The sequence below is a fragment of the Crenalkalicoccus roseus genome, from assembly GCF_004761865.1.
In the GTDB taxonomy this organism is placed as follows: Bacteria; Pseudomonadota; Alphaproteobacteria; order Acetobacterales; family Acetobacteraceae; genus Crenalkalicoccus; species Crenalkalicoccus roseus.
Window position 1 is genome coordinate 39,522 of the sequence record NZ_SJDM01000002.1, and the last position, 26,589, is coordinate 66,110.

Here is a 26,589-nt window from a genome sequence, read left to right on the forward strand (position 1 = left end):
CGGGCTGCGACACCCGCCCTCGCGGGGCGCGGAAAGGGGCCATGGGCCGGCGCGTCCCGGCCGCCCGCTTGACGCCGCCGTCGGACGGCGCCCATGGTCCGCGCCCCCCGACCCCGAGGAGCCGAGAGACCCCCCATGCCCGCGATCACCCTGCCCGACGGATCCGTGCGCCGCTTCGACGGGCCGGTGACGGGCACCGAGATTGCGCAGGCGATCGGGCCCGGCCTTGCCCGCGCCGCACTCGCCATGCAGGTGGACGGGCGGCTGCACGACCTCGCGCACCGGATCGAGCACGACGCCTCGGTGCGCTTCATCACCCGCAAGGACCCCGAGGCGCTGGAACTGATCCGCCATGACGCGGCGCATGTTCTGGCCGAGGCGGTGCAGGCCCTCTACCCCGGCACCCAGGTGACGATCGGCCCGCCGATCGAGAACGGCTTCTACTACGACTTCGCGCGCAACGAGCCCTTCACGCCCGAGGACTTCCCGGCGATCGAGGCGAAGATGCGCGAGATCGTGGCGCGCGACGCCCCCTTCACCCGCGAGGAATGGGACCGCGAGGAGGCGATCCGCTTCTTCCGCGAGCGTGGGGAGCGCTACAAGGCCGAGATCATCCAGGACCTGCCGCGCGACGAGACCATCTCGGTCTACCGCCAGGGGGAATGGCTCGACCTCTGCCGCGGCCCGCACATGCGCTCGACCGGCGATGTCGGCACCGCCTTCAAGCTGATGAAGGTGGCCGGCGCCTACTGGCGAGGCGATCACCGCAACGCCATGCTGAGCCGCATCTACGGCACCGCCTGGCGCGACCAGAAGGAGCTCGACGCCTATCTCCACCAGCTCGAGGAGGCGGAGCGGCGCGACCATCGCAGGATCGGCCGCGAGATGGGGCTGTTCCACCTGCAGGAGGAGGCGGTGGGCAGCGTCTTCTGGCATCCGAAGGGCTGGCGGCTCTATCGCACGGTGGAGGACTACATGCGCCGCCGCCTCGATGCCGCCGGCTACCAGGAGGTGCGCACGCCGCAGCTCCTCGACCGACGGCTGTGGGAGGCCTCGGGGCATTGGGAGAAGTTCCGCGAGCACATGTTCCTCGCCCGCGTCGAGGACGAGGACGAGCGGGACCGCGTGCTGGCGCTCAAGCCGATGAACTGTCCCTGCCACGTGCAGATCTTCAACCAGGGCCTGCGGTCCTACCGCGAGCTGCCCCTGCGCATGGCGGAGTTCGGCGCCTGCCACCGCTACGAGCCCTCGGGTGCGCTGCACGGCATCATGCGGGTGCGCGCCTTCACCCAGGACGATGCGCACATCTTCTGCACCGAGGAGCAGATCGCGGGCGAGACGGTGCGCTTCGTGGAGCTGCTCTCCTCGATCTACCGCGATCTCGGCTTCCCCGAATTCCGGGTGAAGTTCAGCGACCGGCCGGCGAACCGCGCCGGCAGCGACGCCGTCTGGGACCAGGCGGAGGGGGCGCTGCGCGAGGCCTGCCGCACCGCCGGCGTCGAGTACACCCTGAACCCGGGGGAGGGGGCGTTCTACGGCCCGAAGCTGGAATTCGTGCTGCGCGACGCCATCGGGCGGGACTGGCAATGCGGCACGCTGCAGGTGGATTTCGTGCTGCCGGAACGGCTCGGCGCCGAATATGTCGCCGAGGACGGCACGCGCAGGCGCCCGGTGATGCTGCACCGCGCCATCCTCGGCAGCTTCGAGCGCTTCCTCGGCATCCTCATCGAGCAGCATGCCGGGCGGTTCCCGCTCTGGCTCGCTCCGGTGCAGGTGGTGGTGGCGACCATCGTGGACGAGGTGGCGCCCTTCGCCCGCGAGGCGGCGGCGGCGCTGCAGGCGGCGGGTCTCCGGGTGGAACTCGACCTGCGCAACGAGAAGATCAATCGCAAGGTGGTGGACCACATCGAGGCGCGGGTGCCGGTGCTGGCCGTGGTCGGCCGCCGCGAGGCCGAGGAGCGGGCGCTGGTGCTGCGCCGCCTGCCGGGACGGGAGCAGGAGGCGCTGCCGCTCGGCGAGGCGGTGTCCCGCCTCGCCGTCGAGGGGTCGCCGCCCGACCGGGTTGCGGCGGCCTGACGCAGACCCCATAAGGTTAGGCTGCTTCGTTCCCACAGCGACAGGAGAGGACCCATAGCCCGAGGCCCCATCCCCAACCAATTGCCCGCGCGCGAAGGTCCGCGGGTCAATGAGGAGATCCGAGTTCCCCAGGTGCGCCTGATCGACCAGAACGGCGAGATGATCGGCGTGCTGAGCACGCGGGAAGCGCTGATCCGCGCCTATGACGCCGGGCTCGACCTGGTGGAGATCTCGCCCAATGCCGTGCCGCCGGTCTGCAAGGTGCTGGACTACGGCAAGTACAAGTACGAGCAGCAGAAGAAGGCCAACGAGGCCCGCAAGAAGCAGAAGACGGTCGAGATCAAGGAAATCAAGGTTCGCCCGAACATCGACGACCACGACTACGAAGTGAAGATGAAGCAGATGAAGGGCTTCATCGGCGAAGGCGACAAGGTCAAGGTGACCCTGCGGTTCCGCGGCCGCGAGATGGCCCACCAGGATCTCGGCCTGAAGGTGCTGGAGCGGATCCGCGCCGATCTCGGCGACACGATCAAGGTGGAGCAGATGCCCCGCCTGGAGAACCGCCAGATGATCATGGTGCTGGCGCCCCGCTAGATCCGCCGAGGCGGACCCGCCGGAGCGGCGGACCGGTCGCCCCGGCAGGGGCGAGGAGGCGTGATCCATGGGAGTGGATCACGCTCCGGGGCTGGAACGCGCCGGCATGGCTCGACACTCTCCGCCCGGGCGCCATGATGCGCCGCGCACAAACCCGGAGGAGACGCGCATGAGCATCGGTTTCCGCATCCGCTCCGTCACCAGCCGCGTGGACTCCGCGCTCTGCGCGCGGGCGGCGAGGCTGCCGGCGGCCAACATCGGCGACGTGATGCACCGCATGCAGACGATGCGCGGCGGCTTCCGCGCCTTCGGCGGCCGGGCCGCGGTGGCCGGGCCGGCCTTCACCGTGCGCGTGCGGCCCGGCGACAACCTGATGCTGCACCATGCCATAGATCTCGCCCAGCCTGGCGACGTCATCGTCTGCGACGGCGGCGGCGATCTCTCCATCGCCCTGGCCGGGGAGCTGATGATGGGGCACGCCGCCAGGCGCGGCATCGCGGCGATGGTGCTGGATGGCGCCATCCGCGACGCCGCGCAGCTCGCCGTGCTGGACCTCGGGGTCTGGGCCCGGGGCGTCACGCCCTCGGGACCGTACAAGGAGGGGCCGGGCGAGATCGGCTATCCGGTCGCCTGCGGCGGCCAGGTGGTGATGCCTGGCGACCTGGTCGCAGCGGATACGGACGGCGTGGTGGTGGTGCCGGCGGAGCTGGCGGAGGAGGTCGTGGCGGCAGCCGAGGCGCACAACGCCAAGGAAATCGAGGCGCAGGCCGCCATCGAGGCGGGCCGCTACGACCGCGCCTGGGTGGCGCAGGCGCTCCGCGCCAAGGGTTGCGCCGGACTCTGAGCGGCGGCTCAGCGCCGGCGGGCGGGCACCCGCGCCGGTACGGGCTGAAGCCCGCGCGCCGGCCGCCGCGGCGGCGTCTCCTCGAGCAGCATCAGCGCGGCGCCGAACTGCACGGCGCCGAAGGTCAGGCCGGTGAACAGCCAGAGCAGCAGCGCCGGCCAGGCCCCCTCCCGGGCGCTCAGCAGCAGCCCGCCGATGCCGCCCGGATCGGCCAGCAGCAGCGCGCCGACGAACAGGGCGGCAATGCCGAAGCCCGTGGCGAAGTGCAGCAGGATGAACCGGACGAAGCTGTGCATGCCGCAGAAGCGCGCACCGTCCCGCCGGGTTCCTCCGGCCCCCTCATGCCGGCGACCGCGTCCGCCGGCCCTCGCCTGGCGGCGGTGCGGCCGCGGTCCGTATCAGCCCTCCCGTGGCGTCGCGTGCGGCTCGAGCCAGCCCATGCGCGCCTCCGGTTCGGCGTCCGTGCTCGGCAGGTAGGGCTTGATGTCGAGCAGCGGCGTGCCGTCGGCGCAGTCGAGATAGCGGATCCGGAGCACGCCCGGCGCCTCGAACCCATCGAAGGCCACGACGGAGAGGCCGATCGGGTTCGGGCGGAGCGGCGCGCGGGTGGCGAAGACGCCGCGCGGCGCGGCATCGAAGGGCGGGGTGAGGACCAGGCGCGGCGGCCCCGGCGGCGCCTCCAGCCAGTAGAGCAGGATGAGGTGCGAGAACCCATCCAGCCCGAGCAGGCCGGGCCGGAATTCCGGCTCCACCACCGCGCGGCAGACCGGCGCCGGCCGCGGCTGGCGGCCGTTGCGCGGGCAGTCGGCCGGTGTCGCCCAGGGCGTCTCGAGTCGGCCGATCGGCCGCAGGAGCATGGGCGGGGCCGGGCGCATGCCGCATCGTCCCGGCCGGCGCGGGCGCTGTCAAATGCGGCGCGACAGCGCGGCAACGGCCTGCTACAGCGCGGTCCAACCCTGGTGGATCACCCCGCCGCTCCCCGCCGGGCGGCTGATCCGCCGCCGGCGATTCCACCCCTGCGGATCAGGCGCTAGAAGCCCGCCCATGGCCGTCTATACCGAGGTCACCGACGAGGCGCTGCGCGCCTTCCTGGCCGATTACGCGCTCGGCGACCTGCTCGCCTATCGCGGCATCGCCGAGGGGGTAGAGAACTCGAATTATGCGCTGCGCACCACGGCGGGCGACTTCATCCTGACGCTCTACGAGAAGCGGGTGGACCCCGAGGAGCTGCCCTGGTTCCTCGGCCTGATGGAGCACCTGGCGGCGCGCGGCCTGCCCTGCCCGCTGCCGGTGCACGGGCGCGACGGCGCGGCGCTGCGCCGCCTGGCGGGGCGCCCGGCGGCGATTTGCACCTTCCTGCCCGGCGTCTGGCCGCGCCGCGTGCGGCCGGAGCATTGCGCGCCGCTCGGCGAGGTGCTGGCGCGGCTGCACGCCGCCGGGGAGGGCTTCACGCCGCGCCGCGCCAACGCGCTCGGCCCCGCCGGCTGGCCGCCGCTGCTGGAGCGCTGCCGCCCGAGCGGCGATTCCGTGCAGCCGGGGCTGGTCCGCCAGCTCGACCAGGCGCTCGAGGAGATCCTGGCGCGCTGGCCGGCGCCGGGGCGGTTGCCGGAGGGGCACATCCACGCCGACCTCTTTCCCGACAACGTCTTCTTCCTGGAAGCGGCGGACCGCCGGCCCTACGTCTCCGGCGTCATCGACTTCTACTTCGCCTGCACCGACCTCCTCGCCTACGACATCGCCGTCTGCCTGAACGCCTGGTGCTTCGAGGCGGACGGCTCCTTCAACGTGACCAGGGCGCGCTCCCTGCTCGCCGGCTACCGCGCGGTGCGGAGGCTGACGGCGGCCGAGGAGGAGGCGCTGCCGGTGCTCTGCCGCGGCGCGGCGATGCGCTTCCTGCTGACCCGCCTCTACGACTGGACGGCGACGCCGCCGGGCGCGCTGGTGACTCGCAAGGACCCGCTGGAATATCTGCGCAAGCTGCGCTTCTTCGCCGCCGCGGAAGGGCCGCGCTCCCTTGGCCTCTGAGGAGATGCCGCAGGTCGAGATCTGGACCGACGGCGGCTGCCGGCCCAATCCCGGCCCCGGCGGCTGGGCCGCCATCCTGCGCTTCGGCGCGGCGGAGAAGGAGCTCTCCGGTGCCGAGGCGGAGACCACCAACAACCGCATGGAGCTGACCGCCGCGATCCGCGCGCTGGAGGCCCTGAAGCGCCCCTGCCGCGTCACCCTGCACACGGACAGCGAATACGTGAAGAACGGCATCACCCGCTGGGTGAAGGGCTGGGTGCGCAACGACTGGCGCAACAGCGCCCGGGAGCCGGTGGCGAACATGGCGCTGTGGCAGCGCCTGCTGGCCGCCGCCGAGCCCCACGAGGTACGCTGGGTCTGGGTGCGCGGCCATGCCGGGGACCCGATGAACGAGCGGGTGGACCGGCTGGCGACCGAGGCGCGGCGGCGGCTGCTGGCCGGGGCGCCGCCCGCCCTCTGAACCCTCCCCCCGCTCAGCCTCCGCCGCGTTCCTCCGCCTTTTCGTGGAAGGCGCGCGCCTCCTCCTGCGACTCGAAGATGTGCGGCGCCACGGTGCGGGTCAGCACGCGCGAGAGCTTGTGGCGGAGGAAGGCGCTGGTGGTGTAGCGCGACACCCTTGTGTAGTGCGCGTCCGCCACCTCCCGCACCATCGCCGCATAGGCATCCGCCGCCCCGTCCTCCAGGCGGAAGCCGTCGTAGTTCACCACCACCCCGACCCGCCGGCCGATGGCGCGGCAGCGCGCCTCCACCGCGGCGCGGATCGCGGCGACGTCGGCCAGGTCGCGCACATGCATCCGCTCGAAGTTCAGGAACAGCAGGTTGCGCTCCGGGTCGTAGGCGATGCGGTCGGGCAGGTGCAGGTCGAGCAGGCTGGCGCGCAGGTCCATCGACCCGGGGCGGAAGATGCGCGCATCCATCGGCTTCGGGTCGCGGACCAGGGGGCGGAAGCCCATCTGGCCGAGGATGTCCCGCTCCAGGTCCACGCCCGGAGCCACCTCGGCCAGCTCCAGCCCCTCGGCGGTGAGGCGGAAGACGCAGCGCTCGGTGACGTAGAGCACCTCGCGCCTGCGCTCAGCGGCGAAGGGGCCGCTGAAGGTGACCTGCTGCACCGCCTCGCGGAATTTGCGCGCCCGCCCCTCCTGGCGGATGCGCAGCCGGCCCTCCTCCACCGCGATGTCGAGGCCGCCCGCGGTGAAGGTGCCCATGAACACGACGCGCCGCGCGTTCTGGCTGATGTTGATGAAGCCCCCCGCGCCGGCGAGGCGCGTGCCGAAGCGGCTGACGTTCACATCGCCCGCCGCCCCCGCCTCCGCCATGCCGAGGCAGGCGAGGTCGAGGCCGCCGCCGTCGTAGAAGTCGAATTGCTGGTTCTGGTGGATGATCGCGTGCGTGTTCACCGCCGCGCCGAAATCGAGGCCGGAGGCCGGCATGCCGCCGATCACGCCCGGCTCGGCGGTCAGCGTGATGAGGTCGAGGATGCGTTCCTCGTTGGCGACCGAGGCCACCCCCTCCGGCATGCCGATGCCGAGGTTGACCACGCCGTTCACCGGCAGCTCCATCGCCGCGCGGCGGGCGATGATCTTGCGCTCGTCGAGCGGCAGCGGCGCCAGGCCCTCCAGCGGCACGCGCAGCTCGCCCGAGAAGGCCGGGGAGTAGTGGGTGCCGTAGGTCTGGGCGTGGTTGGCCGGCTCCGCCACCACCACGCAGTCCACCAGCACGCCCGGCACCACCACCTGCCGCGGATGCAGCGAGCCGGCGGCGGCGACGCGCTCCACCTGCGCGATGACGATGCCGCCGCAATTGCGCGCCGCCATGGCCATGGCCAGGTTGTCGAGGGTCAGCGCCTCGCGCTCCATGGTCAGGTTGCCGTCGGCGTCGGCGGTGGTGGCGCGCAGCAGGGCGACGTTGATCCTGAGCGCCTTGTAGAACAGGAACTCCTCGCCGCCGATCTCGATCAGCCGCACCAGGTCCTCGGTGCTGACGGCATTGACCTTGCCGCCCTCCAGCCGCGGATCCACGAAGGTGCGCAGCCCGACTCGGGTGATGGTGCCCGGCTTGCCCGCGGCGACGTCGCGGTACATCTGGCTGATCACGCCCTGCGGCAGGTTGTAGCCCTCGATCCTCTCCTCCAGCGCCAGCCGCCCGATCTTCGGGATCAGGCCCCAGTGGCCGCCGATCACGCGGCGCAGCAGCCCGTCGGCGGAGAGCCGGTTCAGCCCGCGCTCCTTGCCGTCGCCCTGGCCGGCGGCGAAGAGCAGCGTCAGGCCGCGCGGCGCGCTCTCGGCGGCGAAGCGCGCGGCGAGCGCCGCCAGCAGGTCATCGGGCACGCCGATGCCGACGAAGCCCGAGGTTGCGATGGTGTCGCCATCCTGCACCAGCGCCACCGCCTCGGCCGCCGAGACGATCTTGTTGCGCATCTCCGTCCCTCCCGCCGCCGGCGCTCAGTTCACCCAGGGGATCGGCTGCCGCCGCGCCGCGTCCGGCACCGGCGCGGGGCGCAGGCGCGTGTAGTGGGCGAGGATGCGGTCATAGGTGCCGTCCGCGCGCACCTCGTCGAAGCCGCGGCGCCAGCGGAGGATCTCGGCCTCCGGCAGGTCGCGGGAGGCGGCGAACCAGATCTCGCTGCGGCGCACCACGGCGCCGATGGCGAGCGTGGCGACATCGCCCCCCACCTCGCGCACCGCGTGCAGCACCATCAGGCGCGGGGCGAGCCAGGCGTCGATCAGCCTGTCCCTCAGGCGCTGCGCGTTGATCCACTCCTCGGGGGCGGGCAGGATGCGGGTGAAGCCCTGCTCGCGCAGGAGCTGCTCGGCGCCGGAACGCAGCAGCACCCCTGTCGGCCGCTCCCGCACCTTCTCGAGCGAGGAGACGTCCACGCCCGCGCCGCCCACCAGCACCAGGTCGTCCGTCACCACGTTGAACACCCAGGCGTAGTGCGCTTCGCGCTCGGGCGAGCGGGTCAGCGCCAGGATGCCGATGTTCGGCCGCGTCAGTGCGAGTTCCTGCGCGCGCGGCCAGGGCATGAACTCGACCGTCTGCGGGTGGCCGATGCGCCGCGCCACCTCCCGCACCACCTCCCAGACCAGGCCCTGCGGCTCGCCCTGCTCGGCCACGGTGGGCGGGGGGACGTGGAAGGCGTAGGGCGGCAGCTCCCCGGTCACCAGCCGCAGCACCTGCTGCGCCGCGGCCGGCAGGGGAAGCAGGAGCAGCAGGGCCGCCGCGGCGGCGAGGATGGCGCGCATGGCGCGGCACTCCCCCTCAGAAGGTGCCGAACAGGCTGTAGAGGACCAGCACGGCGACCAGGCCGAGCAGCGGGATCGCGACCGAGACCACGCCGATGTCCACGTAGCTTTCGCGGTGCGTCAGGCCGCAGATGGCGAGCAGCGTGATCACCGCGCCGTTGTGCGGCAGGCTGTCGAAGCCGCCCGAGGCGAGGGCCGAGACGCGGTGCAGGATCTCCGGGCTGATGCCCGCCGCCGCCGCCATCTCGGCATAGGTCGAGCCCAGCGTCTGCAGTGCGATGCTCATGCCGCCCGAGGCCGAGCCGGTGATGCCGGCCAGCACGTTCACCGCCACGGCGAGCGAGAGCACCGGGTCGCCGCCGCCGACGCCGAGCACCGCCTCGCGGATCACGAAGAAGGCGGGCAGGCTGGCGATGACCACGCCGTAGGCGACCTCCGAGGCGGTGTTGAAGATGGGCAGCAGCGAGCCCATGGTGCCCTCGTTCACCGAGCGCTTCATGTCCGCGATCGCGCGCCAGGAGGTGGCCATGATGAACAGGATGGCGACGATCAGCGCCACGATGATGGACCAGATGCCGCGCACCGCGCCGATGTTGGTGGAGCCGTAGCGCGGCTCGGCCAGGTAGGCGGTGTCCATCATCGGGATGGCGAGGTTGAGGAACAGCCAGTTCACCCCGATGACGATGAGCACCGGCGCGAAGGCGAGCGCGACGGGCGGCGTGGGGCGCGGGCGCGGCTCCGCCGCCACGCCGGTCGGCTGGTCGGCGCCCGCGGGCGGCGGCGCCTCGCGCGACACCTCGCCGACCTGCGCCGCGCCGACGGTGCTCGGGCGCAGGCCGGCGCGCTCGGCGGCGAGCGGCCCCTGGTAGCCCTCCCCGGCCGCGCGGGCCGAGCGGGCGCGCCAGTTCAGCCACAGGATGCCGCCGCCGAACATGATCAGGCCCGCGATCACGCCGAGGCCGGGCGCGGCGAAGGCGTCGGTGCCGAAGAAGGGCGCCGGGATCGCGTTCTGGATCGCCGGCGTCCCCGGCAGCGCGGTCATGGTGAAGGTGAAGCTGCCGAGCGCGATGGCGCCGGGGATCAGGCGCTTCGGCGTGCCGCTCTCGCGGAACAGCTCGGCGGCGATCGGGAACACGGCGAAGGCTACGACGAACAGGCTGACGCCGCCATAGGTGAGCACGCCACAGGCGAGCACCACGGCGAGGATCGCCCGGTCCGCGCCGACGCGCCCGACGATCCAGTGCGAGATGACGCGCGCCGAGCCGCTATCGTCCATCAGCTTGCCGAAGATCGCGCCCAGCATGAACAGCGGGAAGAACTGGATCAGGTAGCGGCCGAGCGCCGGCATGAAGACCTGCGTGTAGGTGCCGAGGATCGGCAGGTCGCCCTGCGCCAGCACCGCGAGCAGCGCCATCAGCGGCGCCAGCACCAGCACGTTGATGCCGCGATAGGCGAGATACATCAGCAGGAACAGCGACAGGATGATGCCGGCGAGGCCGATCATCGGCGGGCTTCCTCTCGTGCGTGGCGGAGCGGTGGCCGCAGGCCGGGCGCGCGGCGACGCGGCGCGGCCATCGGCCTCCTCCCGCCGCGAAGCCCTGGCCCATGCCGCATCCGGCCGTTCCCCTCCTGGGTGGTTGCGTCGCCGCCCGGACGGGCGGCCTCGCGGCGCCGCGCGATCAGCGTCGTGCGAACCTGACAGCATATCGCCGCTTCCCGGCATTCGCCGCGCGGCGGGAATGCTCCGACACCGATCTGTGATGCGGTCGGAGGGGGGCGGACGTCAGCCCTCGCCGCGCACCGCCGCGGCCACGGCGCGCACCAGCGCCTGCGGGTCGTCGTGCAGCGCCGCGACGCCGGCCGCCGCCAGCTCCGCGCGCGCCTGCTCGAGCGAGTAGCCGCGCAGCGCCGCGTGGCCCGCGGCAAGGCCGGCGAAGAAGGGCTTCGCCGGCGGGTTGGCGCGCAGCGCCGCGGCCAGCGCCTCCACCCGCCCCCGCAGCCCGCGCGAGGCAATGGTGGTGAAGAACAGCACCGCCCGCACCTCCGGCCGCGCCGCGATCTCGAAGGCGAGCGCCAGGCGCTCCGGCATCGTCTCCGCCGGGCCGTCCGGGGCGTTGTCCATGAAGCAGGCGGCGGGGCAGCCGGCATCGGCCAGCAGGTCGAGCATCAGCATCCCGAGCCCGGCGCCGGCGGTGACCATGGCGACCGTGCCGCCGGGCAGCTCGACCAGGTGGAAGCCCCGGTCGCGGGCGCGGCGCTCCAGCGGCGTCAGCGCCGCCGCCTCCAGCGCGGCGGAGAGGGCGGGGGAGTCGTGGCGGAAGGCCGCGGACTCGTCCCGCACCAGCTTGGCGTCGCAGGCCATGAGCCTGCCGTCGGCGAGGAGGCCGAGCGGGTTGATCTCCAGAAGCTCCAGATCCTCGGCGCGCATGATCCGCGCCAGCCGCAGGGCGAACCGCGCCACCCGCGCCGCCAAGTCGGGGCCGAGGCCGGGGCGCAGCGCGGCGAAGGCGCGCTCCGCCGCGCCCGCCGCGTCGGGGTCGAGGTGGCAGCGCAGCAGGGCGCCGGCCTGCTCCACCTCCACCCCGCCCTCGGCGGCGCAGAGCAGCTCGATCGCCTGCGCCGTGCCGTCGATGCGGAGCGCGAGGTAGAGCTCGCGCGTCATGGCCACCTCGGCCTCGAGGCGCAGCGGGGCCGCGGGATCGCCGAGCAGGGCCCGGATCGCCGCGGCCGCCGCCGGGGCCTCGCCCGGTCCGGCGCGGCGCACCAGGCCCCGCCTGCCGCGGCCGCCCTCCAGGAGCTGGGCCTTCAGCACGCCCGCCTCGGCCGGATCCGGGGGACCCGTCAGCAGGCGCCCCTCGGGCACGAGGATGCCGTGCCGGCGCAGCAGCGTCTTGCCATCATGCTCGGCGAGCCGCACCGTCCCCTCCCGTGACCCCACTGCCCTTCCTCGCCAGCTTCCCCCGCCGCGTCGTCGTGTTCAACCCGACCGGCCGCTACGCCGCCGCCCAGGTCGCCGCGATGCGGGAGGCGGGCACGCGCCTGATCGGCGGCATCAGCCTGGGACGGGGCGGCGGCGCGCAGGACGGGCTGCCGCTGTTCGACACCCTGGCCGACCTGCCCGAACCCGCGGATGCCGCGGTGCTCTATACCCCGCCCGAGGGCGTGCTGGACGCGGTGCGGGCCTCGGCCGCGGCGGGCATCCCGACCATCGTGGTGGCCGCCGAATACGTGCCGGTGCACGACGCGCTGCGGGCGGCGCGGGCGGCGCGCGAGGCGGGAAGCTGGCTGGTCGGGCCGAACACGCTCGGCCTCTGCGTTCCCGGGGAGGGGCTGCTCGGCTCCATCGCCCCCTCCTTCTGCATGCCCGGCCGCGTCGCCGTGCTGTGCCGCAGCGGCACGCTGACCCTGACCATGGCCCGCCTGCTCAGCCGCGCCGGCCTCGGCCAGCGTGCGGTGATCCACCTCGGCGGCGATGCCGTCGCCGGCCGCAACCCGCACGAATACCTGGCGGCGCTGGCCGCCGATCCCGGCACCGCCGCGGTGCTCTATTGCGGCGAGATCGGCGGCGACAAGGAATACGCGCTGGCCGAGGCGATCCCCGGCTGCGGGAAGCCGGTGGTCGCGATGCTGGTCGGTCGCCACGCGCCGCCCGCGCGGCGCATGGGCCATGCCGGCGCGCTGGTCGGCGCCGCCCGCGAATCTGCCGCCGCGAAGCTCGCCGCGCTGGCCGAGGCCGGCGCCCTGACCGCGCGCGACCCGGAGGAGGCGATCGCCCGCCTCGGGGGGCTCCGCCCGTGAGCGGGTCGGGGCAGGGCACGCTCGGCATCCTCGCCTGCGGGGGGGAGCTGCCGCTCTCCGTCGCCCGCGCCGCCCGCGCCGCCGGGCGGCCGGTCTTCGCCGTGGCCCTGGAGGGCTGGGCCGACCCCGCCGCCTGGGCGGGGATGCCGCACATGGTCGAGCGGGTGGGAGCGGCCGGGCGCATCCTCGCCGCGCTGCGGCGGGAGGGGGTGCGCCAGGTGGTGCTGGCGGGACGCGCCGCGCGCCCCTCGCTCCTGTCGCTGCGGCCGGATGCCACCGGGGCGCGCCTCCTCGCCCGCATCGGCCGCGCCTTCTTCGCCGGTGATGATGGGCTGCTCCGCGCCGTCGCGCGGGTGCTGGAGGAGGAGGGGTTCGAGGTGGTCGCGCCCCATGCCGTGCTGTCCGATCTGCTGCCGGGCCCCGGCCTGCTCACCCGCGCCGCGCCCGACGGGACGGCGCGGGCCGACATCCAGCGCGGCATCGCCGTGGTGCGCGCCCTCGGCACGGTGGATGTCGGCCAGGGGGCGGTGGTGCAGCAGGGGCTCGTGCTCGGCGTCGAGGCGATCGAGGGCACCGACGCGCTGCTCGCGCGTTGCGCCGGGCTGAGGCGGGAAGGCCCGGGCGGCGTGCTGGTCAAGCTGGTGAAGCCCGGGCAGGACCGCCGCCTCGACCTGCCGACCATCGGTCCCGTCACCGTCGAGGGCGCGATCGCCGCCGGGCTGCGCGGCATTGCCATCGAGGCGGGCGGCACCATCCTGGTGGATCGCGCCGCCACCGTGGCCGCCGCCAACGCCGCCGGGCTGTTCCTGCTGTCCCTGCGCCCCGACGCCTTCACCGAGGAGGAGAGCACCCCATGAGCCGCTTCCTGCACACCATGATCCGGGTCGGCGACCTGGAGCGCAGCATCAAATTCTACACCGAGCTGCTGGGGATGAAGGAGCTGCGCCGGCGCGACGTGCCGGAGGGCAAGTACACCCTGGCCTTCCTCGGCTACGGGGACGGCAACGCCTCCGGCCAGGCGGAGATCGAGCTCACCTACAATTACGGCGTCGAGACATACGAGCACGGCACCGCCTTCGGCCACCTGGCGATCGGCGTGCCGGACGTGAAGGCGGCGGTGGAGAAGGTCCGCGCCGGCGGCGGCAAGGTGACGCGCGAGCCGGGGCCGGTGAAGTTCGGCACCACCGTCATCGCCTTCGTCGAGGATCCGGACGGTTACAAGATCGAGCTGATCGAACGGACCTGACGGGCGGCGGCGCAGGGCAGGCGCCCGCCCCGCGCCCGCGGCCGCCACCGGCACTCCCATGGCCTCCCTTCTCGACCCTTTCGGCCTGCTGCGGGACCTCGCGGCCGGCACGGAGCAGATCGGCCGCGCCCTGATCGGGCAGGAGCGCGTCCGCCTCGCCGTCACCGGCCTGACCCGCGCGGGCAAGACGGTGTTCCTCACCTCGCTGGTGGCCAACCTGCTCGCGGCCGGACGCGGCAGCCGCACCCTGCCGGCGCTGGAGCAGGCGGCGGGCGGGCGGCTGCGCGCCGTCCGCCTGGTGCCCGCGGGGGTGGAGAGCGTGCCGCGCTTCGACGTGCATGCCCATCTCGAGGCCCTGGCGCGGGATCCGCCCGCCTGGCCGGACCGCACCGAGGACCTCTCCACCCTCGAACTGACGCTGGAACTCGACCGGCAGGGCATGTTCGGCTCCCTCCTCGGCACCCGCACCGTCACGCTGGAACTGCTCGACTATCCGGGCGAGTGGCTGCTCGACCTGCCGATGCTGGACCAGGACTACGCCGCCTGGTCGCGGGAGACGCTGGCGCGGCTGCGCGCGCCGGAAAGGCTGCCGGCGACGCGGGAATTCCTCGCCTTCGCGGACGCCCTGCCGGAGGACGCGCCGGCGGAGGAGGCGCTGGCCCGCCGCGGCCACGCCCTCTACCGCGAGGCGCTGCGCGGCTGCCGCGACCGCCTCGGCTTCCGCTTCCTGCAGCCGGGGCGGGTGCTGAACCCCGGACCGCGCGGCGAGGCGCCGCTGCTCTGGTTCTTCCCCTTGCCGCGGCCGGGCGGCACCGGCCTCGCCGGCCTGCTCGCCCGCCGCCACGCCGCCTATGTGGCGGAACAGCGGGAGCGCTTCTTCGAGCCCTTCTTCCGCCGCTTCCACCGCCAGGCGGTGCTGGTGGACGTGCTCGGCGCCCTGCATGCCGGAGAGGCCGCCTTCGCCGACACCGCCGAGGCGCTGGGCGCCATCGCCGCCAGCCTGCGCCAGGGCACCGGCCTGCTGGAGCGGCTGCTCGGCCTCGGCACCACGCGCACCGCCTTCGTCGCCACCAAGGCCGACCACGTCCCCGCCCGCCAGAGGGAGGCGCTGACGGCGCTGCTCGGCCACCTGGTCCAGGCCCCGCAGGCGAGCGCGGCGGTGGCGGGGGCCGTCACCGCCGTGCACGCCCTGGCGGCGATCCGCTGCACCGAGGAGGACGTGGTCAGCCTGGAAGGCCGCCCCGTCGGGGCGGTGCGCGGCGTGCTGCTGAAGGAGGGGCGCAGCGCCAAGGTCTATCCCGGGGAGGTGCCGATGCGCCCGCCCGAGCCCGGCTTCTGGCAACATGCCTTCTTCGAGATGCCGGCCTTCCAGCCGCCGCGCCTCGACCCCGCGGGCGGCTCGGGCGTTCCGCATCTCGGGCTGGACGCGCTGCTGGCCTGGCTGATCGGAGACCTGCTGTGAGCGACAGGCCGCAAGGACCGCGGGTGATTCTGGAGGAGGAGGCGGAGCGGGACCGGCCCGCGCCCCGCCTCGACTTCGGCTGGGAGCAGGCGGTGGCGCCGGTGGCGCCGGCGCCGAAGCCGCGGCGCTGGTCCGGCCTCGGGCGGCTCGCCGCCGGGGCGGGGGTGCTGATCCTCGGCCTCTCGGCGCTGGAATCCTTCAACTTCGTCGCCGCGCAATTCGAGCGCGGCGCCGCGCTCGGCCTGCTGACCCTCGGCGTGGTGGTGGCGGGGTTCGGGCTGATCCTCTCCGCCGGCTGGGCGGAGCTGCGCGGCCTGCTGGCGCTGCGCTCGGTGGACCGCGCCCGCGCCGCCTTCGCCCGCGGCGACCTGGAGGCGGCGCGGGCCGAGGCGGTGCGCTGGGCCGGCGGGGTGGAGGAGGCGGCCTCGCTGCAACCCGCGCTGCGCGAGGCCCGCAGCGTCGAGGAGCTGCGCGCGCTGCTGCTGGCCGGTCCGTTGCGGACGCTGGAGGCGCGCGCCGCCACGCTCGGCCGCAATGCCGCGGTGCAGTCCTTCGCCGTCACCGCCATCAGCCCCTCGCCGGCGCTCGATGCGCTGATCTTCGCCTGGCGCGGGGTGCGGCTGCTGCGCCAGGTGGCGGCGCTGCACGGGGTGCGGCCGGGCATCGCCGCGACGCTGGCGCTGATGCGCCGCACCCTGTTCGACGCGGCGACGGTCGCGGCTACCGACATCGCGGTGGACGCCGCGGCACGGGCGCTGCTGACCAACCCCCTGATGCAGAAATTCGCCGGCGAGGCGGCGGCCGGCGCGGTGGCGGCACGGCGGATGCTGCGCCTTTCCCGCGCCGCCGCCGAGGCCTGCCGGCCGGTGCCACCGGGCTGAGCCGCCGGGCCTCGGGCGACCGCCGCGGCATGGCGCGCCTTCCCGGACGCATCGAGGAGGCACGGCCTCTTCGATGGGGTCCCGGAAGGCGCCCCGCCGCCGGTGCGGCGGGCCAGGCGCAGCGCCGGGGAGGCGGATCGGGGATGGCTGGAAGCAGCCGGGAGCGTGCCTCCGCTCCACGAACAAGGCGCCGGAGCCGTCTCCGCACCCGCAGCCGGGTGGAAACGCCTCTGGTCTCAGTTCAGCGTCACGTTCGCCCGGCGCACCACCTCGCCCCACTTGGCGATCTCGGCGCGGATGAAGGCGGCGAACTCCTCCGGCGTGCGCGGATCGGGCAGCGCGCCGAGCTGCTGGATGCGCTGGATCATCTCCGGCTCGCGCAGGATGGCGGTGACGTCGGCGTTGATCCGGCGGATGATCTCCTTCGGCGTCGCCGCGGGCGCGACCAGGCCGGTCCAGCCGAAGGCCTCGTAGCCCGGCAGGACCGTCTCGGCGATGGTCGGAACCTCGGGCAGCCAGGGGATGCGCTGCGGCGTGCCCACCGCCAGCGCCTTCGCCCGCCCCTCGCGCAGATGGCCGAGGGCGGAGGTGACGCTGTCGAACATCAGCGGCACGTTGCCCGCGACCAGGTCGGTGATCGCCGGCCCGCTGCCGCGGTAATGCACGATGTTCAGCCGGATGCCGAGCAGGTGCTGGAACAGCTCGGCCGAGAGGTGCTGGCTGGTCGCCGGCCCGGCCGAGGCCATGTCGAGCGCCCCCGGCCGCTCCCTCGCCAGGCGCACCAAATCCTGCACCGTGTTCCCGGGAAAGGAGGGGTGGGCGATGATCAGCAGCGGCACCATGGCGATGTTGGTGATCGCCGCGAAATCCCTCTCCGCGTCGTAGGGCGGGCGGACCAGCACGGAAGGGTTGATGCCGAGCGTGCCGGAGGTGCCGGCGGTCAGCGTGTAGCCGTCGGGCGGCGCCGTGGCGCCGGCCTGCATCGCCGGAGCGCCGGCACCGCCGGCGCGGTTCTCCACCACCACGCGCTGCGGCCAGCGGCGGGAGAGCTGGTCGGCGACGTGGCGGGTGATGATGTCGGCGGCCTGGCCGGGCGGGAAGGGCACGATGATGCGCACCGGCCGCTCCGGCCAGCCTTCCTGGGCACGGGCGATCGCGGGCGCGGCGAGCGCGGCCGCGGCGGCGGCAAGGATGGCGCGGCGGCGTGGCATTGGCGGTCCTCCCCTCGGTTTGGGCTAGGTATAAGCGAGCAGGCCGGTTCCGCCAAACGGGGCGCCGCCGGGAAGAGGGGGGCATCATGCCGCTCGGCAGCAACAGCGTGCGCATCGCCGTCATGCCGGGGGACGGCATCGGCACCGAGGTGACCGAAGCGGCGCTCGCCGTGCTGGAGCGGCTGGCGCAGCGGCACGGGCTCGGCATCGCCACCGAGACGCTCGCCGCCGGCGCCTTCCACTACCGGGAGACCGGCACCGCGATGGACGAGGCCACCTTCCGCCGCGCCGAGGCGGCAGACGCCATCCTGCTCGGTGCCATGGGCTGGCCGGACATCCGCTACTCGGACGGGACCGAGATCGCGCCGCAGCTCGACCTGCGCTTCCGCCTGAACCTCTACGCCGGGGTCCGCCCCTTCCGCGCGCTGCCGGGCGTGCCGCTCGCCCTGGCCGATCCGCGCGCGCGGGAGATGGACCTCGTGATCCTGCGCGAGAGCACGGAGGGGCTGTTCTTCTCCCGCGGCCGCGGCGTGGTGACGGAGGAGATGGCGGAGGAGACGCTGCGCATCACCCGCCCCGTCACCGAGCGCCTGTCGCGCTTCGCCTTCCGCCTGGCGGAGCGGCGCGCGGCGCGCAGGGGCCGGCCGGGGCGGGTGACGCTGGTGGACAAGGCCAACGTGTTCCGCGCCTTCGCCTTCATGCGCGCCGTGTTCGACGAGGTGGCGCGGGAATTCCCGGGCGTGTCGGCCGCGCACCACTACGTGGACGCGATGGCGCTCGACCTGGTGCGGCGCCCCTGGGCGTTCGACGTGCTGCCGATGGAGAACATGTTCGGCGACATCCTCTCCGACCTCGCGGCGGGGCTGATCGGCGGCATGGGCTTCGCGCCGAGCGCCGATGTCGGCGACGCCCATGCCGTGTTCCAGCCGGCGCACGGCACGGCCCCCGACATCGCGGGCAAGGGCGTCGCCAACCCCACCGCCATGCTCCTCTCCGCCGCCATGATGCTGGACTGGCTGGCCGGGCGTGGCGCCGGGGAGGGCTTCGCCGAGGCGGCGGCGGAGCTGGAGGCGGCGGTGGACGCGGCCTTCGCCGGCGGGCTGCGCACCGCCGACATCGGCGGGCGCGACGGCACGGCGGCGGCCACGCGCGCCGTGCTCGACCGGATCGGCGGCTGACGCGATGCCCGGCGCGGCGGCTCAGCCCCCGTTCGCCGGCCGCTCGCCGACCTGCACCGTCACGTCCTGGCGCCTGCCGTCGCGCAGGATGGTGATGCTCGCCCGCTCGCCCGGTGCCTTGCCCGCCACCCGCCGCACCAGCTCGCGCGTGCCCTGCACCCGCTCGCCATCCACCGCCACGATCACGTCGCCCTCGCGGATCCCGGCCCGGTCGGCGGGGCCGCGGGGAACGACGCCGGCGATGACCACCCCCTGCTCCGGCTCCGCGCCCTCGCCGCCGAGCAGGCCGGAGAGCACGCCGCGCCGGCCCTCCTGCTGCGCGGCGACCCCGCCGAGGGAGACGCCGAGCCAGCCGCGCCGCACCTGCCGCCCGGCGGCGAGCTGCTCGACGATCGGCGCCGCGAGGTCGGAAGGCACGGCGAAGCCGATTCCCGCATAGGCCCCGGTCGGGGAGTAGATGGCGGTGTTGATCCCGATCACCTCGCCCGACAGCGCGAACAGCGGCCCGCCGGAATTGCCGGGATTGATCGGCGCGTCGGTCTGGATGAAGTCGTCGAAGATGCTGACGCCGATAGTGCGCCCGAGCGCCGAGACGATCCCCTTGGTGACGCTGCCGCCGAGGCCGAAGGGGTTGCCCGCGGCCATCACCCACTGGCCGATGTTCAGCGCCGAGGAGGCGCCGAAGGCGACGTAGGGCAGCGGCCGCCCCGCCTCGATGCGCAGCACCGCGAGGTCGGTCAGCTCGTCGGTGCCGAGGATGCGCGCCGGCAGCTCGGTGCCGTCGAGCAGCGAGACCACGACGCGGTTCGCCTGGCCGACCACGTGGTTGTTGGTGACCACCAGCCCGTCGGGGTGGATGATGAAGCCGGACCCCGCCCCCTGCACCTCGGGCTGCATGCGGCCGCGAAAGCGGTCGCGGAAGAAGCGCTCATAGGGCGTGCCGCGCAGTTCCGGCGGCAGGGTGGGGCGCGCCTCGCGGGTGATGGCGATGCTGACCACCGCCGGCATGACCTGCGCCGCCAGCCGTTCGAAATCCGGCGCCATGCGTACCACGGGCCCGTCCGGCGCCACCGGCTGTGCCGGGGTGGGAGCGGGCAGGCGGGGCGCCTCGGCCCTGGGCGTGGGCGGGGCGGGAGGCGGCGGCGTGGGCGCGGGATCGTCGCAGCCGGCCAGCAGCAGCGGAATGGCCAGCACGCCGGCCAGGGCGCGCGGGAGATGGCGGAGCGGCATGGGTTGGTGGCTTTCTCCTCTCGCCCCATGGTGCCTCAAGGGCATGGGACCGCAACGCCCGAGCAGGCTGGAAGTGGCCCGCCGCCGTCCGGGCGGAGGAGGGCGCCCGCGCCTGGGGGCGCGTCAGGCCGCGGCGCGGCAGGGGGCGACGCTGGCCAGCGCCCGCGCCAGGGCCGAGACGTCGAAGGGCTTCATCAGCACCGTCAGCGGCCCGGCCTCATCGGCGCACAGGCAGCGGTCCATGCCGGGGGGCAGGTAGCCGGTCATCACCACCACCGGCAGGCCGGGATGGCGCGCCCTGAGGCGCGGGATCAGCTCCCAGCCCGGAAGCCGGGGCATCGCGAGGTCGGTGACGAGCACGTCGAAAGGGGCGCGGTCCGCCAGTTCGAGCGCCACGGCCCCGTCGCTCGCCAGGAGCACCTCGTGGCCGAGATCGGTGAGGGCATCCTCGACCACCATGGCCGCGAGGGCCTCGTCCTCGGCGACAAGGATCCGCAATGGATGACCAGCCTCCTCCGCGATGGCCATGCGCGCATCCCCCCTCCGCGCCGGCTGTTGCCTCCGGCCGCGAGCCCGCAGCCCTAGCCGATGACCCCCCTCCGCGCCGTTCAACAGCGTGAGAAGAAAGAGACGCGTTCGCGAGTGTGGCGCCAGCCCCAGTCGCCCTTCATCGGGTGCTGCTTCACCGCTCCAGCGCGCCCGTCTTCGCGGATCCGGCGCTAGGGCATTGTCCGTTCACCCCCCGGCTCGCGGAAAATACTCCAGCGCGTCGCGTGTGCGGGCCTCTTCACCCGTTCAGGTGAGGCCATCTGAACGGGATCTGCTCTAGCCCGTCCCGGCTTCCGGCACCTCCAGCCCGGTCCAGTCGCGGAGGGCGCGGAGATAGGCGGCGGCGGAGGCCTCCAGCCCGCACGCCTCGCGCATGTGCGCGCGCGCCGCCGCGCCCCGCGCCGCGAGCGCCGCCGGGTCCGCCAGCAGCGCCGCCAGCGCCCGCGCCAGGGCGGGGGCGGGATCGGACCCGAAGGGCAGCTTCGCCACCGCAGTGTCCGGGTATTCGGCCGCGGGGCCGAAATCGTAGGCGATGGCCGGGGTGCCCATCGCCAGCGCCCGCGCCAGGCTGCCCGAACTCTCCCCCCCGCTTGGGAAGCGGAGCGCGAGCAGCAGGTCGGCCGCGCGCAGGTGCAGGAAGAACGCCTCCTCCGATACCCAGCCCGCCAAGCGTACCTGCGCGCCAAGCCCGAGCCGGGCCACCGTCGCCTCCAGCCCCGCCTCCGGCCCGGCCGGGCCGGCGACGACGCAGCGCGCCTCCACCCCGCCGGCGCGCAGCAGCGCCAGCGCCTCCAGCGCCACCGTCACCTGCTTCGCCGGGGTGACGTGGCCGAGCGCGAGCAGCAGCGGCCCCTCCAGCGGCAGGCCGAGCCGGGCACGGGCCTCCTGCCGCGTCACCCCCTCATAGGCCTCCACCTGGGGCGAGCGGTGGTGCGGCACCACCCGCACCGGCAGGCCGGGCGGCGCATCCAGGCGGGCGGCGGCGAAGCGGCTGTGCACGATGACGCCGGCGGCGGGGTCCAGCACCTGCCGGTGCAGCGGCATCAGGAAGCGCTGCCAGGGCGAGAACAGGCCGCATTGCCGCAGCCGCGCCAGGCGCCGGCCAGCCGGGCCGTGGTTGTAGGCGAGCACCGCCTCGTAGGCATGGGGCGCGCCGCGGGCGAGGGTCAGCGCCTCGACCAAGTGGTGCAGCACCACCTCATGCAGCACCAGGATGCCGGGCCGGCGCAGCGCCGCGCGATAGACGTGCTCGTGATCCAGGCTGTTGCCGAGCTGGTGCAGGTGCGGCAGGGCGCGCAGCCCGGGGCGGCGGCGGTATTCGCGCTCGGTGATCACCTCGGCGCCGTCCCGCGGTGCCGCCTCCTCCTCCCGCGCCACCACGACGACGAGGCGCAGCGCGCGGGCCAGCGGGGGCAGCAGCTCCGCCGTGTAGGCGGCGACGCCGGAGCGGCTCGGCGGCAGCGGGGCGAAGACGACGAGCTGCGGGCCGGCGCTCATGATGCCCGGGGCGGGGCGGCGCCGAGGGCGAGCAGCCGCGCCTCGATCGCGCGCAGCCGGGGTTCGAGGCGCGCCTCGGCCAGGGCCAGCATCTCCCCCACATATTCGGCGAGGGCCGCCGCGACGGCGTGCTCCCCGGGGGGCTCCGCGCCGGCGGCGGGGGCTTCGGGCCGCGCGCGCAGCTCGCGCCGCAGCGCCGCGATCTCGGCGCGCAGCTCGGCGTCCCGCGCCTCGATCAGCTCGGCGCCGAGCCCGGCCAGCTCCGGCCCGCCGGGGCCGGCGAGCAGCGCCAGCGCCTCGCGCAGCCGCGCGATCTCGCCCTGCAGGAACTCGGTGCGCAGCGCCAGCGTCGCGGCCATCGCCCGGCGGGGATCGGAGGGCAGGATCGGGCCTTCCGGCAGCGCGACGGCCGCGGCGGCGTGCCGCGCCTCCTCCGAGGCGGCGAGGCTGCGCAGCACCTCGGCGCGCCGCTCCGGCCGGTTGCGGATGATGCCGAGGTAGTGGCGGTAGCCCTCCTCGTCCGGCCAGCGGCCGAGCAGGGCGATGTAGGCGTTGACCACGAAGTCGTGGTCCTCGCCGGGGAGCAGGTCGCCGGCCTCGATCCGCCGCCCGGTCATTCGGCGGCGAGGGCCAGCGGCGGCGCGGCCTGGGGCGCGTCGAGCGGCACACCGAGGCGCGCGTAGAGGGCGGCGAGCCGCGCGGCGTAGCGTTCCGGGCTGAACAGCGCCGCCCGGCGCGGCCCGGCATGGGCGAGGCGGGCGCGCAGCTCCGCATCGCCGTCCAGCGCCTGGATCGCCTGTACCAGGGCCGAGATGTCGTAGGGGTCCACGGTCAGCGCCGCCTCTCCCACCACCTCCGGCATCGAGGCGGTGTTGGAGGTGACGACCGGCGTGCCGAGCAGCATCGCCTCCAGCGCCGGCAGGCCGAAGCCCTCGTAGAGGGAGGGGAAGAGCACGGCGCGGGCGCCGCGGATCAGCCCCACCAGCAGCCGGAAGGGGGCGTAGTCCAGCAGCATGATCCGGTGCCGGGTGCGCAGCGAGTCCCCCTCCTGCACCAGGTAGCGGATGTGGTCGTCGAACAGCAGGCGCAGCTCCTGCTCCGACTTCCACGCCTTCTTGCCGACGATGACGAGCGGCCCCTCCACCCCGCTGGCGAGGAAGGCTTGGATCAGCCGGCCCACGTTCTTCTTCGGCTCGATGGCGCCGAAGAACAGCCAGTAGCGCCCGGGCTCCAGGCCGAAGCTGCCCTGCACCTCGGCGCGCACCGCGGGCATCGGCGCGTCCATGAACTTCCGCGGAATCTCGACCGCCTGGTAGGTGTTGGTGACCCGCTCCTCCGGCACGCCGAGCAGGCTGACGATGTCGCGGCGCGACGCCTCGGAGACGGTGACGATGTGGTCGGCCACGCGCCCGAGCAGCCGGTTCAGCCGGAAGTAGCGGCGCTTGTTGTCGAGCGTGGTGTAGGGCAGCCGCAGCGGCACCAGGTCGTGCAGGGTGTAGAGGTTGCGCGCCCCCGGGACGAGGAGCGGCAGGGGATAGGTCCAGTGCATGAGGCCGGGGCGCGGCTCCAGCCGCACCCGCAGCCGCTGGCCGGCGACGCGGAACTGGGCGTGCGCCTGCTGGAACAGGTCGTGGACGTTCCAGATCTCGTCGAAATGCGGCAGACGGTCGCGGAAGGTGGCGGTGATCACCTGCCCCGAGACCGGCACCCGCGCCGCCCTCTCCCCGATCGGGGCGCGCAGCATCCGCCGGGCGCGGCGGAGCACGGTCAGCCAGGGCGGCGGCTCGCGCATCCGCTCGTCGAAGAAGGCGATCTCCTGGATCAGCGGGTTGGGCGAGGGGCGGGAGCGGGTGCCGTAGAGCACGCCCACCTCGCAGCCGAGTCGCTGGAGGGCGAAGCTGAGGTTCCGGGCATAGGTCGCAACGCCCGTGCCCTGATCCAGCGCCAGGTTGTAGCCGTCCAGGAAGACGCGGGCGCGCCGGCCCCCGTCACCGGCGCGCTCTGCGGATTGCGCCATGCGCTGGCCCCCTTTTCGCCGTGCTTGCACGCGAAGGTGTGATACACCATTTCGTGAGGATGCAAGAGCCGTGGTTGGATGGCGATTCTTCTTGCCACCCCCGGTTGTGGAGGCTTTTCATTGCGCTATGAGTGACAAGCCAGCGGCGATGCATCCTTCGGAGCCGGTGCGCGGCCCGGTGGAGGCCCGCGGCGCCGAGCAGGCGGGCAGGCTGCGCGGCGGAATCGCCCTCGGCCTGGCCGAGGCGGCGCTGCTCTGGCTCCGCGCCGCCGCGGTGCTCATCCTGCTGGCGCCGTTCCTGCTGCTTCTGCTGCTGCTCCTCTGAGCTGTCGCGAGAGGCTTGTTCCCGGGCGGTGATCCTGTATCACCATCCCGTTCACGCTTTCGTGCGCCGTGGCCGGGAAGGCGCGGAGGATCGGAGAGCGCCGCCGATGGACATCGTCTCGCCCAGCGGACCGGCCGCCGCCGGCCCCGCCGAGCTGCTGGCCCTCGCCGACCGCCTGCGCGACGCGCGCGAATGGGGCGAGGCGGCGGCGGCCTATGCGGCCTATCTGCGGCTCCGCCCCGAGGACTGGCCGATCTGGGTGCAGTACGGCCACTGCGTGAAGGAGGATGGCGACGCGGCGGGGGCGCTGCTGCTCTACCGGGAAGCCGAGCGACGGCAGCCCGGGGACGCCGACCTGCATGTGCAGATCGGGCACGCGCTGAAGCTGCTCGGGCGGCTGGAGGAGGCCTTCCAGGCATACGCCCGCGCCCTGACCCTGGACCCGGACTGCGCCGCCGCCCGCGCCGAGCTGCTCGCCCCGCCGCCCAGCCCCGTGCCGCCGCCGCCCGCCGCGCCGCCGCCCCCCGCCAGGCTGGCGGCCCCGCCGCCGCCGGGGCGCACGCCGGCGGCAGGCGGCGCGGACGCGGCGGAGGCCGTTGCGGGAACACTGTTCTTCGACGCCTCCGACCTGCTCGACTATTTCCGCCACAACCGTGCCCCGACCGGAATCCAGCGCGTCCAGATCAACCTGATCGCCGCGGCGCTCGAACGGGCGCCGGAGGCGGCGGTGGTCGGGTTCGACCCCTCCGGCGCCGGCTGGAAGCTCCTGCCGGCCGAGCTGTTCCACCGGCTCGTCGCCCTTTCGGCCAGCGGCGCGGCGGTGGAGGATCCGGACTGGGCCGGCGCCGTCGCCACGGCGGTGGCGCGGATGCTGCAATCCCCTCCGCTCGCCTTTCCTCCCGGCAGCAGGCTGGTCAATCTCGGCACCTCCTGGTGGCTGCCCGACTATCTGCGCCGGGTGCGGGAGGCGAAGGCGCGGCAGGGGCTGCGCTACATCCCTTTCCTGCACGACTGCATCCCGCTGGTGGTGCCGGAGCGCTGCGCCGCTCCGCTGGTGGACGAGTTCGCCCGCTGGTTCTCCGGCGTCTGCCTGGCGGCGGATGCGGTGCTCTGCAACTCCGCCTGCACCGAGGAGGATTTCCGCCGCCATCTCGGCCGCCTGCTGCCCGGCTGCGCGATCCCGACCGCGGTGTTGCGCCTCGATGCCGCGACGCCGCCCGCCGCTACCGCGCCCCTGCCCGCGGAGGCGGTGCCGCCGCCGCTGCGCGGCGGCCGGCCCTACGTGCTGTTCGTCGGCACGCTGGAGGCGCGCAAGAACCACCTGCTGGTGTTCAACGCCTGGCTTACCCTGCTGCGCCGGCACGGCGCCGCGGCGGTGCCCGACCTCGTCTGCGTCGGCAAGCGGGGCTGGCTGGCCGAGGAGGCGCAGGCGCTGCACGCCAACTCCGCCGCGCTGCGCGAGCGGGTGCACCTGCTGCACGGCGTCTCCGACCAGGCGCTGGCGGCGCTGTACCGCGGCTGCCTCTTCACCGTCTACAACAGCTACTACGAGGGCTGGGGGCTGCCGGTCACCGAGAGCCTGGCGCATGGCAAGGTGCCGCTCGTGCCGGCGCATTCGGCGCTGCGCGAATCCGGCGGCGAGGGCGCGGTCTATTTCGAACCGCAGAGCGAGCCCGACCTGGTGGCGAAGCTCGAGCGCCTGATGTGGGACGCCCCCTTCCGCGCGGCGCGGGAGGCGCGCATCGCCTCCGCCGTGCGGCTGCGGAGCTGGGGAGAGGTGGCGGCGGAGATGCTCGGCCTCGTCGCGCCGGAGCGCCTGCCGGCGCTGCCCGCCCCCCTGGCGCGGGCCGGGCTGCGGCTCGGCGCGGTGCACGAGATGCGGCTGCTGCCGGGGCCCGAGCCCTCCCTCGCCATGGCGGTCGCCGATGCCCTGCGCGAGGGGCCGGCCTGGTCGGCGCTGGAGCCCTGGGGCGTGTGGACCCTGCCGGGCGCGGCGCGGCTGCGCCTGCCGGTGCCGCCGGGCACCGAGGGGCCGCTCCGGGTGCATCTCGACCTGCTGGGGCCGCCGCAGGGGCTGCGCTTCGGGCTGCGCCCGGATCTGCCCGGCCGCCCGCCGGCGGCGCCGAGGGAGATCGAGATCGGGCCGGGGGAGCGGCTCCTCTGCACCCTCGACCTGCCGGAGGCGGGCGGGGGGGAGGCGGCGGTCGAGATCACCTGCCCCGCCGGCGCCCCACAGGGGGTCGGGCTGCGCGGCGTCATGGCCTGCCGCCCCGACGACGTCCTGGCCCGGCTCGACTGGCTGGAGCGCGCGGCCCTGCCGCGGCTCGAGCGGCTGATGCCCGCCTGAAGGCCCGCACCGGCGGCGCCGGATGCCGCCGCAGTCCTGCCGCGCCGGAACCGGCAGCCGGCCAGGA

25 protein-coding genes are annotated in these 26,589 nt (G+C 74.5%); 13 read left to right on the forward strand and 12 right to left on the reverse strand.

The features are described from left to right. Positions 1–135: 135 nt before the first annotated feature. The 3 genes from thrS to ET526_RS02305 all read left to right on the forward strand — a co-directional run bounded on the left by thrS (position 136) and on the right by ET526_RS02305 (position 3,514). Positions 136–2,076 carry a threonine--tRNA ligase gene (thrS, locus tag ET526_RS02295; protein WP_135466054.1) on the forward strand — a complete coding sequence of 647 codons (1,941 nt, stop codon included), beginning with the start codon at positions 136–138 and terminating at the stop codon, positions 2,074–2,076. A gap of 81 nt (positions 2,077–2,157) precedes the next feature. Continuing rightward, positions 2,158–2,670 (forward strand): translation initiation factor IF-3, encoded by a 513-nt coding sequence (infC, locus tag ET526_RS02300; protein WP_135466055.1) that lies wholly within the window; start codon positions 2,158–2,160, stop codon positions 2,668–2,670. A gap of 169 nt (positions 2,671–2,839) precedes the next feature. Next, positions 2,840–3,514, forward strand: a complete 675-nt coding sequence (locus tag ET526_RS02305) for an RraA family protein (RefSeq protein WP_135466056.1) — start codon at positions 2,840–2,842, stop codon at positions 3,512–3,514. 8 nt (positions 3,515–3,522) lie between these two features. Here ET526_RS02305 and ET526_RS02310 read toward each other — a convergent pair whose 3' ends face one another. Together ET526_RS02310 and tsaA are read right to left on the reverse strand one after the other, a co-directional pair. After that, on the reverse strand, positions 3,523–3,810 hold the full coding sequence (locus ET526_RS02310; protein WP_135466057.1) for a hypothetical protein: 288 nt from the start codon (positions 3,808–3,810) through the stop codon (positions 3,523–3,525). Between the two features lie 102 nt (positions 3,811–3,912). Continuing rightward, on the reverse strand, positions 3,913–4,389 hold the full coding sequence (gene tsaA, locus ET526_RS02315; RefSeq protein ID WP_135466058.1) for a tRNA (N6-threonylcarbamoyladenosine(37)-N6)-methyltransferase TrmO: 477 nt from the start codon (positions 4,387–4,389) through the stop codon (positions 3,913–3,915). Positions 4,390–4,558: 169 nt separating this feature from the next. Here tsaA and ET526_RS02320 point away from each other — a divergent pair, with 169 nt between their 5' ends. Both ET526_RS02320 and rnhA read left to right on the forward strand, forming a co-directional pair. Next, positions 4,559–5,539 (forward strand): homoserine kinase, encoded by a 981-nt coding sequence (locus ET526_RS02320; protein ID WP_135466059.1) that lies wholly within the window; start codon positions 4,559–4,561, stop codon positions 5,537–5,539. Continuing rightward, positions 5,529–5,999 (forward strand): ribonuclease HI, encoded by a 471-nt coding sequence (gene rnhA / locus ET526_RS02325; RefSeq protein ID WP_135466060.1) that lies wholly within the window; start codon positions 5,529–5,531, stop codon positions 5,997–5,999. The genes ET526_RS02320 and rnhA overlap by 11 nt, the downstream gene beginning before the upstream one ends. 13 nt (positions 6,000–6,012) lie before the next feature. On the opposite strand, the gene ET526_RS02330 is transcribed toward rnhA, so the two are convergent. From ET526_RS02330 to ET526_RS02345, 4 genes are all read right to left on the reverse strand, one after another. Beyond that, a complete protein-coding gene (locus ET526_RS02330) occupies positions 6,013–7,956 on the reverse strand; it encodes an acyl CoA:acetate/3-ketoacid CoA transferase (protein WP_135466061.1) in 1,944 nt (647 codons plus the stop codon). A 24-nt stretch (positions 7,957–7,980) separates the two neighbouring features. After that, entirely contained in the window at positions 7,981–8,781 is an 801-nt protein-coding gene (locus ET526_RS02335; RefSeq protein WP_135466062.1) for a substrate-binding periplasmic protein, read from the reverse strand. A 16-nt stretch (positions 8,782–8,797) separates the two neighbouring features. Further along, positions 8,798–10,285, reverse strand: a complete 1,488-nt coding sequence (locus tag ET526_RS02340; RefSeq protein ID WP_192898643.1) for a GntP family permease — start codon at positions 10,283–10,285, stop codon at positions 8,798–8,800. Between the two features lie 279 nt (positions 10,286–10,564). Beyond that, positions 10,565–11,719 (reverse strand): ATP-grasp domain-containing protein, encoded by a 1,155-nt coding sequence (locus ET526_RS02345; protein WP_135466063.1) that lies wholly within the window; start codon positions 11,717–11,719, stop codon positions 10,565–10,567. Here ET526_RS02345 and ET526_RS02350 point away from each other — a divergent pair. Genes ET526_RS02350 through ET526_RS02370 form a run of 5 tightly spaced genes read left to right on the forward strand, consistent with a single transcriptional unit; the run spans position 11,710 to position 16,168 of the window. Then, the gene (locus ET526_RS02350; protein WP_135466064.1) at positions 11,710–12,579 is read left to right on the forward strand and encodes a CoA-binding protein; all 870 of its coding nucleotides are present in this window, start codon (positions 11,710–11,712) and stop codon (positions 12,577–12,579) included. The two genes, ET526_RS02345 and ET526_RS02350, sit on opposite strands and share 10 nt — an antisense overlap. Further along, positions 12,576–13,436, forward strand: coding sequence for an LpxI family protein (locus tag ET526_RS02355; RefSeq protein WP_135466065.1), 861 nt, complete (start codon positions 12,576–12,578; stop codon positions 13,434–13,436). Before ET526_RS02350 ends, ET526_RS02355 begins: the two co-directional genes overlap by 4 nt. Beyond that, the gene (gene gloA / locus ET526_RS02360; protein ID WP_135466066.1) at positions 13,433–13,825 is read left to right on the forward strand and encodes a lactoylglutathione lyase; all 393 of its coding nucleotides are present in this window, start codon (positions 13,433–13,435) and stop codon (positions 13,823–13,825) included. The genes ET526_RS02355 and gloA overlap by 4 nt, the downstream gene beginning before the upstream one ends. Before the next feature lie 58 nt (positions 13,826–13,883). Continuing rightward, positions 13,884–15,287 carry a YcjX family protein gene (locus ET526_RS02365; RefSeq protein ID WP_135466067.1) on the forward strand — a complete coding sequence of 468 codons (1,404 nt, stop codon included), beginning with the start codon at positions 13,884–13,886 and terminating at the stop codon, positions 15,285–15,287. Further along, positions 15,284–16,168: a DUF697 domain-containing protein gene (locus ET526_RS02370; RefSeq protein ID WP_135466068.1), complete on the forward strand. Its 885-nt coding sequence runs from the start codon at positions 15,284–15,286 to the stop codon at positions 16,166–16,168. Before ET526_RS02365 ends, ET526_RS02370 begins: the two co-directional genes overlap by 4 nt. A 236-nt stretch (positions 16,169–16,404) precedes the next feature. Here the strand turns inward: ET526_RS02370 and ET526_RS02375 are convergent, their stop codons facing one another. Next, a complete protein-coding gene (locus ET526_RS02375) occupies positions 16,405–17,379 on the reverse strand; it encodes a Bug family tripartite tricarboxylate transporter substrate binding protein (protein WP_135466069.1) in 975 nt (324 codons plus the stop codon). Between the two features lie 86 nt (positions 17,380–17,465). Between ET526_RS02375 and ET526_RS02380 the strand changes: the two genes are divergently transcribed. After that, the gene (locus tag ET526_RS02380; RefSeq protein ID WP_135466070.1) at positions 17,466–18,557 is read left to right on the forward strand and encodes an isocitrate/isopropylmalate dehydrogenase family protein; all 1,092 of its coding nucleotides are present in this window, start codon (positions 17,466–17,468) and stop codon (positions 18,555–18,557) included. A 21-nt stretch (positions 18,558–18,578) separates the two neighbouring features. On the opposite strand, the gene ET526_RS02385 is transcribed toward ET526_RS02380, so the two are convergent. The 5 genes from ET526_RS02385 to ET526_RS02405 form a co-directional block, all read right to left on the reverse strand. Beyond that, the gene (locus ET526_RS02385; protein WP_240048221.1) at positions 18,579–19,787 is read right to left on the reverse strand and encodes a S1C family serine protease; all 1,209 of its coding nucleotides are present in this window, start codon (positions 19,785–19,787) and stop codon (positions 18,579–18,581) included. A 123-nt stretch (positions 19,788–19,910) separates the two neighbouring features. Next, complete coding sequence (locus tag ET526_RS02390) at positions 19,911–20,315, reverse strand: response regulator (protein ID WP_135466071.1); 405 nt, start codon at positions 20,313–20,315, stop codon at positions 19,911–19,913. A 297-nt stretch (positions 20,316–20,612) separates the two neighbouring features. Continuing rightward, positions 20,613–21,833, reverse strand: coding sequence for a glycosyltransferase (locus tag ET526_RS02395; protein WP_135466072.1), 1,221 nt, complete (start codon positions 21,831–21,833; stop codon positions 20,613–20,615). Further along, positions 21,830–22,450: a DUF4214 domain-containing protein gene (locus ET526_RS02400; RefSeq protein ID WP_135466073.1), complete on the reverse strand. Its 621-nt coding sequence runs from the start codon at positions 22,448–22,450 to the stop codon at positions 21,830–21,832. The genes ET526_RS02395 and ET526_RS02400 overlap by 4 nt, the downstream gene beginning before the upstream one ends. Next, a complete protein-coding gene (locus ET526_RS02405) occupies positions 22,447–23,850 on the reverse strand; it encodes a glycosyltransferase family 4 protein (RefSeq protein WP_135466074.1) in 1,404 nt (467 codons plus the stop codon). Before ET526_RS02405 ends, ET526_RS02400 begins: the two co-directional genes overlap by 4 nt. A gap of 127 nt (positions 23,851–23,977) precedes the next feature. Here ET526_RS02405 and ET526_RS02410 point away from each other — a divergent pair, with 127 nt between their 5' ends. Next, entirely contained in the window at positions 23,978–24,175 is a 198-nt protein-coding gene (locus ET526_RS02410; RefSeq protein WP_135466075.1) for a hypothetical protein, read from the forward strand. 106 nt (positions 24,176–24,281) lie between these two features. Further along, positions 24,282–26,522, forward strand: a complete 2,241-nt coding sequence (locus ET526_RS21490; protein WP_135466076.1) for a glycosyltransferase family 4 protein — start codon at positions 24,282–24,284, stop codon at positions 26,520–26,522. Positions 26,523–26,589: the final 67 nt, after the last annotated feature.